The organism is Sulfurimonas sp. NW9 (genome assembly GCF_051132275.1).
GTDB lineage: Bacteria > Campylobacterota > Campylobacteria > Campylobacterales > Sulfurimonadaceae > Sulfurimonas > Sulfurimonas hydrogeniphila.
In genome coordinates this window covers 2,114,780-2,129,267 of the sequence record NZ_CP093236.1, presented here as the reverse complement: position 1 = coordinate 2,129,267, position 14,488 = coordinate 2,114,780, and the positions used below count along the sequence as shown (strand labels likewise).

The following is a 14,488-nucleotide window of genomic DNA, read 5'->3' as shown; positions in this document are numbered from 1 at the left end:
TTCGAGAATGAAATTTACAAAAATTGCAACTCCTGAACAAATCGATCAAAAATGGGTTTTGATTGATGCTGAGGGTAAAACATTCGGTCGTATGATCACTGAAGTAGCTACTATACTTCGTGGGAAAAACAAACCGTGTTTTACTCCTAATATCGACTGTGGTGACTACGTAGTTATCATCAACGCTTCTAAGGCAAAATTTAACGGTCTTGGAAAAATAGCAAACAAAGAATATTTTTCTCACTCTGGGTACTTCGGTAGTACAAAGAGCGTTAAAATGACTGAGCTTTTAGAAAAGAACCCTGAGAAACTGTATAAGTTGGCAACTCGCGGTATGCTTCCTAAAACAAAGCTTGGTGCTAAAATGCTTAAAAAATTAAAAATTTATGCAGGTGCTGAACATCCTCACACTGCACAAATTGCTAAATAAGGACTGATTATATGGCAAATAAAATATATGCAACAGGTCGTCGTAAAGCCTCTGTAGCAAAAGTATGGTTAACTCCAGGAACCGGTAAAATCACTATCAACGGTCTTTCGTTAGACGCATGGTTGGGTGGACTTGAAGCGAAAAAACTTCGTGTAAAACAGCCATTGGTAGTAACAAAACAAGAAACAAATGTTGATATCGTTGCTACTACTTTAGGCGGTGGTTTCGGTGGTCAGGCAGATGCACTTCGTCACGGAATTTCCCGTGCTTTGGTAGCATACAATCCAGAATTAAAAGCAATGCTTAAACCTGAAGGTATGATGACTCGTGACTCACGTGTTGTTGAACGTAAGAAGCCAGGTAAGCGTAAAGCTCGTCGTTCTCGCCAGTTCTCTAAACGTTAATCGTTTGGAATTTTTATCAATGCTTTTTGCATTGGTAAAATTCTTTTTTATCTCCTCTTTGCAAAGTACACAATAAATTAACTCTATTAGTATATAATGTCTGTTCCATAAAAAAGCAGGTATTTATATGAAAAGAACAACGCTCATTCTCACACTGTTTACCATACTCATAATGCTTCTTTTTCCGTTTTTCGGCAACAGTTTCATGCAAAAACTTATAGATGAAAATATTCAGGTTTTGCAGTCACAGGGTCTGGTACTTAAAAAGAGTACAAAAGAGAGCGGTTATCTTAACACAAAACAGCATTTTGAATTTGTTTTGCAAGATACACAGGCACTGCAAAACTATTTACGTTCTTACACAAAATCAGCAGTGCCGCCGGCTGTAGAGAAAGTTTTTCAAGGTGCGACAATAGGCGCAGATGTTGCCTACAGCAATATTCCCTTTTCAAAGGCTGTGACTGTAGAGGTATATCCTTTGCAGCTTGCAAATACACTTATGCAGGAGATGAAAAAAAACAATCCGCAAGCCTACAGATATTTTACTGATTTTCTTAATGCAAAAGGGCTTTTGTATCATGTAGAGTACAATGTGCTCAGTAGTGATTTTAACGGCTTTGTCAAAGATATAGATACGCATTACAGTGTAAAAAAGAATGCAAATGTGCGTATGCAGTTAGAAGGTGTCAGGTTCAGCGGAGAGGGAAGCCTTTTTGCAGCAGAAAATATGACTTTTCATATACAAACAATGAAGCTCGCTTTGGAAGATGCTGCAAATGCACTCTCTTTTGAGATAAATAATTTGCAAAACAGGAGTGAATTTGCATCTTTTTCCCACTATACAACGGATACTAAAGTATTTCAAATCAAGTTTTTGATGAAAAATTCTCAGGATGATATCAATATATCTCTTGGTAATGTGGATATGGCTTCCTCTTCTTCTGAAAAAGACGGCAAAGTGGCATTGCATTCAAAAAGCTTTATAGATACTTTGATATTTCACGCAAATAAATTAAATTTTTCTCTCAAAGCATTGAACAGCGATATCTCTATTGAGGACCTGGACAAACAAAGCTATGAAAAATTTTCGCAGTTACTCACACAGTCAAAACAGATAAAACAGCAGGCCTTGCTTGCCATGCTTGCACACGGTTTACATGTAAAGGTATCGGACCTCTCCTTTGAAAATATAACACTCAACAGGATTGAAGAACTTGGCAGTATGAAAATTCAAAGTGATTTGAAAATAGCACAGGACAAAGATTTTGCCAAAAAACTCAAGATGTCACCTCTGTTGCTGCTTGCAAATGCACAGATGAATATGAAAATAAAAGTGGCAAAAGCACTCTATCTCAAAATGATAGAAGATACACCTGCGGCAGCAGTGATTGTATCCTATGCAAAAGAGGATGCGCAGAGTGTCTATTTTGATATAGCATTTACAGACAGCAGACTTACAGTAAACGGTAAAGTTGTACAGTAATGGCAAAGACGGTTTTTTTTCTTTTTTTTTCCTGGAGTTTCTTCTTGGGCTCTCTCAACGGAGCCACTTTGCATCTGGCTACATCGTCAAATCCTTCAAGACTCAATCCTGTTTTGGCAACAGATTCTTCTTCCTCGGAAATCAGCTCTTTTATATTTAACGGGCTTGTCAAATATGACAAAGATTCCAAAGAGATTATAGGGGATTTGGCAGAGAAATTTTATTTTAAAGACAATAAAACACTTGTTTTTGAACTGAAAAAAAATGTTTTGTGGCATGACGGCAAAAAATTCAGTGCCAAGGATGTGCTCTTTACCTATAAAACACTTCTCTCAGATAAAATAGTTTCCCCTTACAGTTCAGATTTTCGTTTTGTCAAAAGCGTCAGGATTATCAATGACTACAAGATAGAAGTACGATACACAAAACCTTACTTTAAGGCACTTGAGACATGGATGATGGGGATACTCCCCGAACATGTTTTAAAAAACGAAAAAAACCTGATGAACGCCTCTTTTAATACACATCCGACAGGGACAGGTCCCTATAAACTGACACGTCTTGAATACTCAAAAAATATAGAGCTCTCTGCTTTTGATGCGTATTTCGAGGGCAGACCAAAGATAGATACTGTTTCTTTCCATGTTATCGGTGATGCAATGACAAGATTTTTGATGCTTAAATCAGGACAACTGGATATCGGCAGTGTAGAGCCTTTCGTCTATGAAAGACAGCTTACTCAGAAATTTTTTGAAAACTTCAATATATATGAAAAAATCACTCTCTCCTATACATATCTCGGATTTAATCTGCGAAAAAAGAAGTTTCAAAATCCGAAAGTCAGACGCGCACTCTCTTTGGCGATTGACAGGCAGGAACTCATCGACATCCTTTTTTTAAAACATGCAAAGGTCTGCACGGGTCCGTTTCTGCCGGGAACAATTGCCTTTAATCCTGATGTCAAAGCTCCGACACAAAATATTGGGGAGGCAAAAAGACTGCTTAAAGAGGCAGGTTATGACGAGCAGCACCCTTTTACTTTTGAAATAGCCACATCAAACGCCAGCTCGATTCGCCCCTATGCGGCAGAAATCCTGCAGTATCAGCTCAAAAAAGCCGGTGTAATTGTCAAGCTGAGAGTCATGGAGTGGCAGGCCTTTTTAAATATGGTGGTTTTTCCGCATAAATTTGACACGGTTCTTTTGGGCTGGGGACTCTCACCTACACCCGACCCCTATATGTTCTGGCACTCAAAAAGCGATAAACCGGGCGGTTTTAACCTTGTAGGCTATCACAACAGTGAAATAGACGCAATGATAGAAAAATCACAGGCGACAATTGACAGAAAAAAACTGGGAGAGCTGTGGAGAAAGATGTTTAAAATCATTGCAGAGGACAACCCTTATCTTTTTTTGTATATTCCAAATTCCATCACGGCCGTGAACAAAAAGATAAAGCATATTCAACCGGCACAAAGCGGTATATGGCACAACTACATACAATGGGAGAAAAACTGACGTGATAATATTATTTGATTTGGACGGCACACTTATAGACTCGACAGAGGCAATTTTGGAGAGTTTTCACAACTCTTTTGCAGTGCACGGCTTCTCTGTACCCGCTGATGCACAGATAAAGGCGCTTATCGGCCATCCTTTGGATGTAATGTACAGAGAACTCGGGGTGGATGAAGCGCTTGTTTTGGATTTTGTCACTACCTACAAAGAGCATTACAGAGAAATTTCCACGCAAAAAACAAAACTCCTGCCCAATGCCAAAGAGGCCGTAGAAGCGGCAGCAGCATTTGCTTCTTTGGGAATAGTGACAACAAAAACAGGAAAATATTCCCGGATTTTAATGGAACATTTCGGATTAATGGATAAATTTGAGGTCCTTGTAGGCAGAGAACATGTGCAAAATCCCAAACCGCATGCGGAACCGATTTTAAAAGCTCTGCAGAGTTTTGATACAAAAAACAAAGAGATATGGATGATCGGAGATACACAGATGGATCTGTTGTCGGCAAAAAATGCCGGTGTCAATTCCATCGGTGTTTTGAGTGGATATGAAGAGAAAAAAAGTTTAAAAAAGTTTTCTGACATTATATTTAATGATTCTTTGGATGCAATCGGTTACCTGAAAAGTAGAAAAACCGCACACTTTATAGTATAAGTTAATCTTAATCATATTATCAAGCTAACTTTAAGTGGGTCTGTTCTAAAATAGAGCTTAAGAATTGACAAAAATTGTTAAAGTAAGTTTCTTGAAAATTGAAGGAGAATTTATGCTAGAGATTAGATGGCATAGTCGTGCTGGCCAAGGTGCTGTTACAGGTGCCAAGGGTTTGGCAGACGTTATTTCTACAACTGGTAAACATGTACAGGCATTTGCGTTTTACGGTTCTGCAAAACGTGGAGCTGCGATGACAGCATATAATCGTGTGGATGATAAAGTAATCATGAATCATGAAAAATATATGGAGCCTGATTATGTCTTTGTCATAGATCCCGCTTTGGTATACACAACAGATGTTACGGTAAACGGGAAAGACAATACAAAATACATCATTACAACGCATATGAGTACAGAAGAACTTGTCGCCTCTCAGCCAAAACTTGAGGGCAAAGATGTTTACACGGTTGACTGTATTAAAATTGCGCAAGAAACGATTGGGCGTCCTATTCCTAATACACCGATGCTTGGTGCTTTTATGAAGATATCGGGTATGTATGATATTGAATTCTTTAAAGAGAATATGATGAGAATATTAGATAAACTGCCTAAGAAAATTGTTGATGCAAATATGATCGCCATACAGCGCGCATATGATGAAGTAAAATAAGGAGCTATAGATGGCAAATACAGGTTGGGACGAATTTGAAATCGGAGCAATGCTTCGTACATTTGATGGTGCAGTAGAAGATATTGCGGGTACACTCCAAGAAGACCGTCCGTATTCACAAAACAGCTCTTTTTCTGCAAGTGTTGCTGACTGGAGAATTGAAAAACCGGTTTTTAATAAGGATTTTTGTATTGATTGCCAATTTTGCTGGGTCTACTGTCCGGATATTTCAATTATTTCAAGAGACAAAAAGATGATAGGTATAGATATGGATCACTGTAAAGGGTGCGGAATTTGTGTTGAGGTTTGTCCTACAAACCCAAAATCACTTTTAATGTTTCCGGAACAGGCAGACGAAGAAACAGAAATAGCAAATTGGCCTGCTAAAGAGACAAAGGAGAAATAGATGGCATTTGATAAAATGGAATTAAGAGATATCGAAGTATGGGATGGAAACTTTGCAGCTGCGCAGGCAATGAGACAGTGTCAAATTGATGTTGTTTCCGCATACCCGATTACGCCGTCAACTCCTATAGTTGAGGGATATGCAAAATTTTTGGCAGACAACTATGTCGAGGGTGAATTCGTAATGGTTGAGTCTGAACATGCGGCAATGTCAGGATGTATCGGTGCTGCAGCTGCCGGCGGGCGTGTTGCTACCGCAACATCTTCACAGGGTTTTGCTTTAATGGTTGAAACGCTTTATCAGGCTTCCGGTATGCGTTTGCCGATTGTCTTAAATGTCGTAAACCGTGCATTGGCTGCACCGCTGAACGTAAATGGTGACCATTCAGATATGTATCTTGGACGCGACTGCGGTTGGATACAGCTTGATGCATACTGCCCTCAGGATGCGTATGACTTGAACTTTATCGCTTTTAAAGTGGCTGAAGATCATGATGTGAGACTGCCGTGTATGGTACACCAGGATGGTTTCATGACTTCACATACAGCACAGGGTGTGCATACACTCGATGATGATACCGCATACAGTTTTGTAGGTGATTTCAAGCCTATGAACGATATGCTTGATTTTGAACACCCGGTAACACACGGAGTACAAACAGAAGAAGACTGGCATTTTGAACATAAAGCACGCCAGCATAATGACCTTATGACAAAAGTAATGCCAAAGATTCAAGCAGCCTTTGATGAGTTCGAGAAACTCTCAGGACGCAAATACAATATCGTTGAAAAATATGATATGGATGATGCGGATGTGTGTGTTGTGTGTATGGGTACTTCAGTAGAAACTGCCCGTGAAGTGGCAAGCGAGATGAGAGAAAAGGGTGTTAAGGCCGGTGTTGTCGGACTTCGTGTTATTCGGCCGTTTCCGTTTTTTGAAATTCAAGAAGCGCTTAAAGATGTAAAAGCTATAGCAGCACTTGACCGTTCGTCTCCAAACGGAGCGCCGGGTATGCTTTAATGAAATTGCGGGTGCACTTTTTAACACAGATACAAAAGCCTTACTTTCGGGTTACATTTATGGTCTTGGCGGGAGAGATTTAACAAAAAGACATCTCACAGACCTGTATACTGAACTGCAGGCAAATGCTGATGCCGGCAAGGTGCTTACTCCACTACAACAATTTATCGGTGTTCGTGGACCGAAATTACAATTTTTATAGGAAAAAACGATGAGTGAAATGAAAAAAATTAAAAACTTAAAAGAGTTTTCTACATCAGCAGACCGTTTTGAAGGGGCAAACCTTCTTTGCCCTGGTTGTGCACACTCTATCATTGTTCGTGAAGTTTTAAATGCAACGAATGATGACCTGGTTCTTTCAGCATCTACCGGATGTTTAGAAGTTTGTACAGCAGTGTATCCTTATACTTCATGGGATGCTTCATGGATTCACATCGGTTTTGAAAACGGCTCAACTGCTGTTGCAGGAGCTGAAGCCATGTATAATGCATTAAAACGCAAAGGCCGTCTCAAGCAGCCTGACCGTAACCCTAAATTCGTATCTTTTGCCGGCGACGGTGCTTCTTACGATATCGGTTTTCAGTGGATTTCAGGCTGTATGGAGCGTGGGCACAATATGATGCATGTTGTTTTAGACAATGAAGTATATGCAAATACGGGCGGACAGCGTTCCTCTTCAACACCGATCGGTTCAAGCACAACAACTGCACCGGCAGGTCGTGTAAGCTACGGTGAGAAGAAAAACAAAAAAGACATGGTAAGCATTATGGCAAGCCACGGTATTCCGTATGCGGCGCAGGTAGCTCCAAACAAATGGAAAGATATGGTGAAAAAAATCCAACACGGTATGGCAGTGGAGGGGCCTGTATTTATCAATGCAGTTTCTCCTTGTACAACCGAGTGGAAATTTGACCCAAAAGATACGATGCTGTTAACGGACCTTGCGACTGATTCGTTGGTATTTCCGCTTTATGAAATCATTGACGGGCATGAGTTAAACATAACATACAGACCAAAAAACGTTATTCCTGTTGAAGAATATTTAGCTGCACAGGGACGTTTCAAGCATCTTTTTAAAGATGAATACAAACATCTTATTAAAGAGTGGCAAGAACGTGTAGATGCAAACTGGGAGTACTTAAACCGCCGAGAAGAAGCTCGCGTTTAAGAAGTTTCATCTTCACCGCATTTTGCACAAAAGTCAGAAACGGCAGGCTGTTAGCCTAGCCTTTTTCTGACTTTGGCACAAACTACAGTAAATCTAAAACTTCTTTATTTTTCGGAACCCGGACTTCAGTCCGGGCTGGGAGTGGCAAGACTATTCCAACAGCCGGCACTGAAGTACCGCTTCCGAGAAAGCATTATTTTCTTAACTTAACGGCATAGAGACTTCAGTCCGGGCTAAAATTCATGCCTGCTTTCATCCTTCAATTTATCATCAATTTTTTTCGCTAAAATACATATAATATAAACTAAGGAATAGACTCATGCCATTATTAGACTCATTTACCGTTGACCACACAATTATGCCGGCACCTGCAGTGCGTAAAGCAAAAGTTATGAAAACACCGTGCGGAGACAAAATTACAGTTTTTGACTTGCGTTTTTACAAACCAAACGAAGACAAAATGGACGGACGGGGAATTCATACCTTGGAACACCTTTTTGCAGGATTTATGCGCAATCATTTAAATTCCAAAAATGTTGAAATTATAGACCTCTCGCCGATGGGATGCCGTACAGGATTCTATATGTCGGTAATTGGAACTCCTGATGAAAAAAGAGTGGCAAAGGCCTGGAAAAAATCTATGGAAGATGTCTTACATGTAAAGAGCAAAAAAGATATTCCTGAACTCAATATTTATCAGTGCGGAACCTATAAAATGCACTCTCTTAAAAATGCCAAAAAAATTGCCAGTGACATTCTTTCGAATAAAATAGGCGTGATGGATAACAAAAAACTGCAACTGAGTAAAAAGAAACTTAAAGAGATAAACAGCTAATGTTGGTTTTAGTACCGATGAACACTGCAGATGTGCAAGAAGCCGAGATTACACCGGTTTTAGAAGCAAAAACATGGGCACAGCTTCGTATAGAAGAGGGTGAACTTGTAGAGGTACTGCATTGTGACACATACGACGGTTTTGAGAACTGGTCTGAAGCCGTTGTTGTAAACAGCGATGGTGAACCTGTTATGGACTTTATGAATATGTCCATGATGGTACTCGTTGCACATACGCAAAAAACGATTGATGAGATTGTAGAAGCGTATTTATTTCGAGAACTGCATGATCTTGCATATTAGGAAAAACAATGGAGTTAAAACAGTTTTTAGAACTTTTTAACCCTCTGCCGGGAAATCACTATATTCAGATTACCGACAAAATTGATGCAACGACCCTTGCTTTGCAAAAAATGATTGCAGCAGTTGAGGGTGAGTTTCATTTAGCCCTTTATACAGAAAAAAAGCTGCAAATTCCCGATGCCCTCAAAGAGATTAAAATAGAGTATATACCAAATTTTTCAAAACCTTTTCGTGCATTGCCCAGAGATCATGACATCGTAATTTTCAAAGATGTTTTTTTTAGGCATCAAAACCCGGAGCTGCTCCTCAGAATTGCCTACACAACACTTGCAAATACGGCAAATGTGATAATTATGCAAAAAAAAGGAACAATGGATATAGAAAAGACAAAAGAGCTGTTGGAAAAATTTGAATTTCGTGCCCCCAATGCCATAGACATACTGCCTGAATATGATCTGGTCATGGCAAAAAAAATGCACATGTGGGGCAACGGGTTATAATTTTTCTCAAACTTCACCTGCCCCTTTTGCAGTTCGTTTGACACAGGAGATGATTCCTTTTGATGAGCTAAAAGAAGTGTTTCATCAAGAAATCATCAAATAATTTTATAAAACATCAAACCTGTCTAAATTCATCACTTTATCCCATGCCGAAATGAAGTCATCTACGAACTGTTCCTGTTTGTCATCCTGGGCATAAAATTCTGTTTGTGCGCGCAGTTGCGAGTTCGCACCAAAAATTAAATCTGCACGTGTTGCCCTGTATCGAATTTCGCCGTTTGGTGGCCCTCAAACAAGCTGTGTGTTTCATCTGTGACCATGTATATTCATATCTGCCAAATTGACAAAAAAATCATTACTCAGACTTCTTTTTTGTCGCTGAGCACTCCATAGTCACTTTGGCTATAATTGACCTCGAGCACTCTCAGCCCACCGATGAGCACTGTCATTTCAGGAACACTCAGTGTCAATTGCTGTGCTTTGTCGAGTAAAAGACGTTCAGCAGCTACCTGAGACTCTTTTGGAAGATAATTTCTAAAGGCATCTCCCTCTTTTGGTTCAAGGTATGCAAAGCTGTGAACATCGGTCTGCTCCTGTGTCGCATCAACTCTTCCCGGCAGGAAAGGAACTTTTTTTGCATAGCCGCCATTGTGTACAGCTTTTTCAAGTGCCGCTGCTCCTCCAAGGATAATCATGTCCGCAAGTGAAATTTTATTTTTATGATTTTCATTGAAATTCTCTCGAATTTCTTGCAAAGCAGATAATACTTTTTGCAGCTGTATCGGATCGTTCACCTGCCAGTTTATTTGTGGTTCCAGAGCAATTCTTGCACCATTGGCACCGCCTCTTTTATCTGAATCTCTATAGCTTGCAGCAGATGACCAGGCGGTATACAGCAGCTCGGAGATTTGCAGGGAGCTTTGTAAAATCTCTTCTTTAAGAGCCTCTGTTTCATCGTCATTTATCAGCGTATCCTCATTAACAGCAGGAAGCGGATCTTGCCACAGGAACTCATCTTGCGGTACTTCCGGCCCAAGATAACGTGATTTTGGACCCATGTCCCGGTGTGTCAGTTTAAACCATGCTTTTGCAAAACTTTGGGCAAATAATTCCGGATTTTCTAAAAAAGAGCGGGAAACTTTTTCAAATTCAGGATCCATTCGCAGCGCCAAATCTGTTGTAAACATAATTGTTTTGTCTTTTTTCCCTGCTATATGTGCATCAGGGACCAAATCTTCTGCATCAGGATTGACAGGGACCCATTGCCACGCACCTGCAGGGCTTTTTTCAAGATTCCATTCATATTTAAACAGGATTTCAAGATAGCTGTTGTCCCATTTTGTGGGAGTCGGTGTCCAGGCACCTTCCAAGCCGCTTGAAATAGTATCGGCTCCTTTGCCGCTTTTATAGCTGTTTTTCCAACCAAAGCCCTGTTGTTCCAATGGGCTGCTTCAGGTTCGGGACCTACATATTTTTGGATCAGCGGCTCCATGGCTTTTGCCAAAGTATGGCCGCCTGCAATAAGCGCAATTGTTTCTGCATCATTCATACCCATACGACGAAAACTTACCCGTATGTCCTCAGCGGCAGCCAAAACATTCGGTTCTCCGTTAGGGCCTTCAGGATTCACATAGATAAGTCCCATCTGTACAGCAGCTAATGGGTTTTGAAGCTTTTTGTCCTCTGAATGGCGCTTGTCTGCAAGCCACTCCTCTTCCTCTCCCCAGTAAATGTCTTCTTCTGTCTGCCAGATATCTTCACGGCCGCCGCCAAAACCGTAAGTCTGTAACCCATAGATTCCATCGCCACAGTTCCGGCAAGTATCATTAAATCCGCCCAGGAAATTTTTTCTCCATATTTCTTTTTCAGAGGCCATAACAAACGGCGGGCTTTGTCCAGGTTGACATTATCGGGCCAGCTGTTAAGCGGGGCAAAGCGCTGGTTGCCTGTTGCTGCGCCGCCGCGTCCGTCTGTGATTCGATAGGTGCCTGCACTGTGCCATGCCATACGAATAAAAAAAGGACCGTAATGTCCATAATCGCAGGCCACCAGGAAACAGAAGTCGTCATAAGCGAAATAAGATCTTTTTTGAGTTCTTCATAGGGGAGTGTCCAAAAGCTTTTTTGTAAGAAAACTCTGATGTTGCAGGCGTCAGACGCGGATTGTTCTGTGTAAGTATTTTAAGATTAAGCTGATTTGGCCACCATTTTGCGATTTCATCACCATCTACAATGGTATGTTTGTATGATTGCATAATAAATCCTTTAAAGAACTATTTTCTTAATGGAAAATAATTATCCTTTATTATTACAGAAGTAAACTTAAACGATTATTTATTATTAAAAATTTTTACAATTTGTTTCTCTGTGCAATATTTTGAGTAACACAATGGTAAAATAGCATCATGAAAAAAGATACAGACAGATTCGACACAGATATGCATACCTGGAACTTACAAAAGACGGAAGCTATACGGCCTACTCAAAAGAGTATGCCCAGCACTATCATTCAACAAGAGACGGCGCTCTGCATGAGTCCTTGAAAAAGCATATACTCCCTGCTTCTTTACATGTAAAGGAGAAAAAAGAGGTAGCTATTTTAGATATTTGTTACGGACTCGGGTTTAATACTCTGGCAACAATATTGCATTACAAAAAATATGCACCGCAGATAAAACTGCATATATATTCTCCGGAATTGGATGCAAAACTGGTGCAATCCCTGCCTTCTTTTCACTATCCGGAGGAATTTAAAATACTGCACGAGGTAATAACAGCACTCAGTACACAGGGAAGATATGAGGATGAGACGCTTTGCATAGAACTTTTTTTAGGGGATGCACGGAAGTATGTAAACAAATTTGAAAACAAATTTGACATTGTCTATCAGGATGCTTTCTCGCCTGACGCAAATCCGATGCTCTGGACACAGGAGTATTTCAGTGATATAAAAAAGAGTATGAAAAAAGATGCGATTTTGACAACATACTCTACAGCACTCAAAACCCGTCTGGCCTTACATGTAAACGGGTTTTATATCTATTTAAACAAAGGAGAGGATTTCAGAGCTGCAACGGTGGCATCTCTGAGGGAGTTAAGCAACTTTGAACCAGTGAATATGCAACACAAGATTACATGTAACCCTGACGTACAACCCTTGCGAGACAGTGAACTGAATTTTTTGTCACCTGTTTAGTCATTGATAACATCCAAAAACTCTTTTCCAAACTGTGCGAATTTCTTTTCTCCCACACCGTTTACTTCAAGCATCTCCTCTTTGTTTGTCGGCATGTCATTGGCTAAATGCTTGAGTGTTTTATCTCCAAAAATGATGTAGGCAGGTACCCCATTTCACTTGCGAGTTCGGCTCTTTTTGCCCGAAGTTTTTCAAATAGTTCTTCATCATACTCAAACTCTTTTGCCTGTTTGATCTTTTTCTCTTTTATGTTTATCTGAAGTCTGGAAGATTTGATATCTACAAGTTTTTGTGATTTGAGTACGGCTATGGCATCATTTGTGAGTTTTAAAACGCTGAAATCACCCAGCAGTAAGATTTTTAATTCCAAAAGGCGCTCAATGATGACAAACCACTCTTTTTTGCTTAGTTCCAAGCCGATTCCGTAAACTGAAAGCTTGTCAGCACCGTTGGCAAGCAGCTTTTGTTCAGTGGAACCGCGAAGAATATCTATGATGTAGTTTTTTCCAAAACCCTGATTGGTCTTGTAGATTGTACTGAGGATCATTTGTGCCTCTTTGGTGATATCCTGGCGTTTGTCATCGGATGTCAGACAGTTGTCGCAGCGTTCTTTACAGGCATCAAGAGTGTCGTTAAAGTATTCGGCAAGCTGTTTGTGAAAGCAGATCTCGCTGGTGGCATATTTGTATATTTTGTCTATTTTTGTATCAAGATGGGCTTTGTACTCTTCATTTTCGATGTCTGCCAGAAATCGTTTATGCTGTGCCATATCGCCTGCATTAAACAGCAACAGCACTTCGCTGTCTTCACCGTCACGTCCCGCACGTCCGATTTCCTGATAGTAGTTCTCCTGTGACTTTGGCAGGCTCATATGCACGACAAAACGGATGTCGCTTTTGTCTATGCCCATGCCAAAGGCAATGGTCGCCACCATAATGTTGATCTTGTCGTTGACAAAGATTTTAAAATTCTGTTCTCTTACATGTTGAGGCAGGCCTGCATGGTAGGCAAGAGATTTGTAGCCGTTGACATTTAAAAAAGTGCTGAGTTCTTCGGCTTTTTTTCGCGAACTCACATATATGATTCCGCTTTCGTCTTGGTGTCTTGCCAAAAAGTTTTTAAGCTGTGCATGGCCGTTGCTTATGCGTCTTTGCGCGGAAATAAAATATTTTTGCGAAATACTTTTCCTTTGAGCAAAAGAGGGTTTTCAAGACGCAGTTCTCTTAAAATATCCTGTGTGACATTGTCTGTTGATGTTGCGGTAAAAGCGGCGATTGTCGTATGTGGAAAGTTGTGTTTCAGATTTCCCAAGGCACGATAATCATCACGAAACTCATGTCCCCACTGCGAAATACAGTGTGCCTCGTCAATCACAAAGAAGTTTACATGTAAACCGTGCAGCAGTTCAATGGTATGTCCGTTGTTTAAGCGTTCTGGAGAGAGATACAAAAACTTTAAAGCACCGCTGTATGCCTGTGATATAATATCCTGCACCTCTTCATAACTTTGTGCCGAGCTTATCATTTGTGCGGAAATATTTTGTGCCTGCAGTGCGCGTACCTGATCCTGCATCAGTGCGATAAGAGGAGAGATGACAATAGTAATGCCCTCCATCATCATCGTCGGGAGTTGATACACAAGAGACTTTCCGCCGCCTGTTGGCAGTATCATCAGTAAATCCTGCCCCTTTAAGATGGCATCCACACCCTCTTCCTGGAGTTCTCTAAAGCTGTTATGTCCGAAATTGTCTTTTAATATCTGATTTTTGATTTGTACTCCATTGGTTGTCAACTTTTTTTCTGCACTGCTGATTGTTGTTGCTTTGCTTTTTCTCTCAGCCCACCCTGAAGGATGGGTTCCTGGCATTTATTTTCCCGGAATCGGTACTTCAGTGCCGACTGCT

General features: G+C 40.5%; 17 protein-coding genes and 2 pseudogenes. 13 read left to right on the top strand and 6 right to left on the bottom strand.

Going from position 1 to position 14,488, the window contains the following annotated elements; translation table 11 throughout:
• Positions 1–7: 7 nt before the first annotated feature.
• From rplM to MLC44_RS11965, 12 genes and pseudogenes are all read left to right on the top strand, one after another.
• Complete coding sequence (rplM, locus tag MLC44_RS12020; protein ID WP_151899450.1) at positions 8–430, top strand: 50S ribosomal protein L13; 423 nt, start codon at positions 8–10, stop codon at positions 428–430.
• A gap of 11 nt (positions 431–441) precedes the next feature.
• Positions 442–834, top strand: a complete 393-nt coding sequence (gene rpsI / locus MLC44_RS12015) for a 30S ribosomal protein S9 (protein WP_151899451.1) — start codon at positions 442–444, stop codon at positions 832–834.
• Positions 835–961: 127 nt separating this feature from the next.
• On the top strand, positions 962–2,317 hold the full coding sequence (locus MLC44_RS12010; protein WP_434657536.1) for a hypothetical protein: 1,356 nt from the start codon (positions 962–964) through the stop codon (positions 2,315–2,317).
• The gene (locus MLC44_RS12005; protein ID WP_434636908.1) at positions 2,317–3,834 is read left to right on the top strand and encodes a peptide-binding protein; all 1,518 of its coding nucleotides are present in this window, start codon (positions 2,317–2,319) and stop codon (positions 3,832–3,834) included. The genes MLC44_RS12010 and MLC44_RS12005 overlap by 1 nt, the downstream gene beginning before the upstream one ends.
• A gap of 1 nt (position 3,835) precedes the next feature.
• Positions 3,836–4,489: an HAD family hydrolase gene (locus MLC44_RS12000; protein WP_346389711.1), complete on the top strand. Its 654-nt coding sequence runs from the start codon at positions 3,836–3,838 to the stop codon at positions 4,487–4,489.
• A 112-nt stretch (positions 4,490–4,601) separates the two neighbouring features.
• Entirely contained in the window at positions 4,602–5,159 is a 558-nt protein-coding gene (locus MLC44_RS11995; protein WP_346389710.1) for a pyruvate flavodoxin oxidoreductase subunit gamma, read from the top strand.
• 10 nt (positions 5,160–5,169) lie between these two features.
• Positions 5,170–5,565 (top strand): 4Fe-4S dicluster-binding protein, encoded by a 396-nt coding sequence (locus tag MLC44_RS11990; RefSeq protein WP_346389709.1) that lies wholly within the window; start codon positions 5,170–5,172, stop codon positions 5,563–5,565.
• Positions 5,566–6,787 (top strand): annotated as a pseudogene (locus MLC44_RS11985) (2-oxoacid:ferredoxin oxidoreductase subunit alpha).
• A 9-nt stretch (positions 6,788–6,796) separates the two neighbouring features.
• Positions 6,797–7,753, top strand: coding sequence for a thiamine pyrophosphate-dependent enzyme (locus MLC44_RS11980; RefSeq protein WP_226066313.1), 957 nt, complete (start codon positions 6,797–6,799; stop codon positions 7,751–7,753).
• A 319-nt stretch (positions 7,754–8,072) separates the two neighbouring features.
• Positions 8,073–8,588: an S-ribosylhomocysteine lyase gene (luxS, locus tag MLC44_RS11975; RefSeq protein WP_346389707.1), complete on the top strand. Its 516-nt coding sequence runs from the start codon at positions 8,073–8,075 to the stop codon at positions 8,586–8,588.
• Entirely contained in the window at positions 8,588–8,890 is a 303-nt protein-coding gene (locus tag MLC44_RS11970) for a hypothetical protein (RefSeq protein WP_151899464.1), read from the top strand. The genes luxS and MLC44_RS11970 overlap by 1 nt, the downstream gene beginning before the upstream one ends.
• Before the next feature lie 8 nt (positions 8,891–8,898).
• Positions 8,899–9,390 carry a hypothetical protein gene (locus MLC44_RS11965; protein ID WP_346389706.1) on the top strand — a complete coding sequence of 164 codons (492 nt, stop codon included), beginning with the start codon at positions 8,899–8,901 and terminating at the stop codon, positions 9,388–9,390.
• A gap of 359 nt (positions 9,391–9,749) precedes the next feature.
• On the opposite strand, the gene MLC44_RS11960 is transcribed toward MLC44_RS11965, so the two are convergent.
• The 3 genes and pseudogenes from MLC44_RS11960 to MLC44_RS11950 all read right to left on the bottom strand — a co-directional run bounded on the left by MLC44_RS11960 (position 9,750) and on the right by MLC44_RS11950 (position 11,644).
• On the bottom strand, positions 9,750–10,832 hold the full coding sequence (locus MLC44_RS11960) for a peroxidase family protein (protein WP_434657532.1): 1,083 nt from the start codon (positions 10,830–10,832) through the stop codon (positions 9,750–9,752).
• Positions 10,833–10,927: 95 nt separating this feature from the next.
• Positions 10,928–11,397: pseudogene (locus MLC44_RS11955) on the bottom strand (peroxidase family protein); the annotation flags it as partial.
• 58 nt (positions 11,398–11,455) lie between these two features.
• Positions 11,456–11,644, bottom strand: a complete 189-nt coding sequence (locus tag MLC44_RS11950; RefSeq protein WP_434657529.1) for a hypothetical protein — start codon at positions 11,642–11,644, stop codon at positions 11,456–11,458.
• 284 nt (positions 11,645–11,928) lie between these two features.
• Between MLC44_RS11950 and MLC44_RS11945 the strand changes: the two genes are divergently transcribed.
• Positions 11,929–12,585: an MnmC family methyltransferase gene (locus MLC44_RS11945; RefSeq protein WP_434657527.1), complete on the top strand. Its 657-nt coding sequence runs from the start codon at positions 11,929–11,931 to the stop codon at positions 12,583–12,585.
• Here the strand turns inward: MLC44_RS11945 and MLC44_RS11940 are convergent.
• From MLC44_RS11940 to MLC44_RS11930, 3 genes are read right to left on the bottom strand one after another with little or no spacing between them, the layout of a single operon-like run.
• Positions 12,582–12,680, bottom strand: coding sequence for an HRDC domain-containing protein (locus MLC44_RS11940; protein ID WP_434657525.1), 99 nt, complete (start codon positions 12,678–12,680; stop codon positions 12,582–12,584). The two genes, MLC44_RS11945 and MLC44_RS11940, sit on opposite strands and share 4 nt — an antisense overlap.
• Positions 12,681–12,688: 8 nt before the next feature.
• Positions 12,689–13,696: a RecQ family ATP-dependent DNA helicase gene (locus tag MLC44_RS11935; RefSeq protein ID WP_434657522.1), complete on the bottom strand. Its 1,008-nt coding sequence runs from the start codon at positions 13,694–13,696 to the stop codon at positions 12,689–12,691.
• Positions 13,697–13,725: 29 nt separating this feature from the next.
• Entirely contained in the window at positions 13,726–14,451 is a 726-nt protein-coding gene (locus MLC44_RS11930; protein ID WP_434657519.1) for a RecQ family ATP-dependent DNA helicase, read from the bottom strand.
• Between the last annotated feature and the right edge of the window lie 37 nt (positions 14,452–14,488).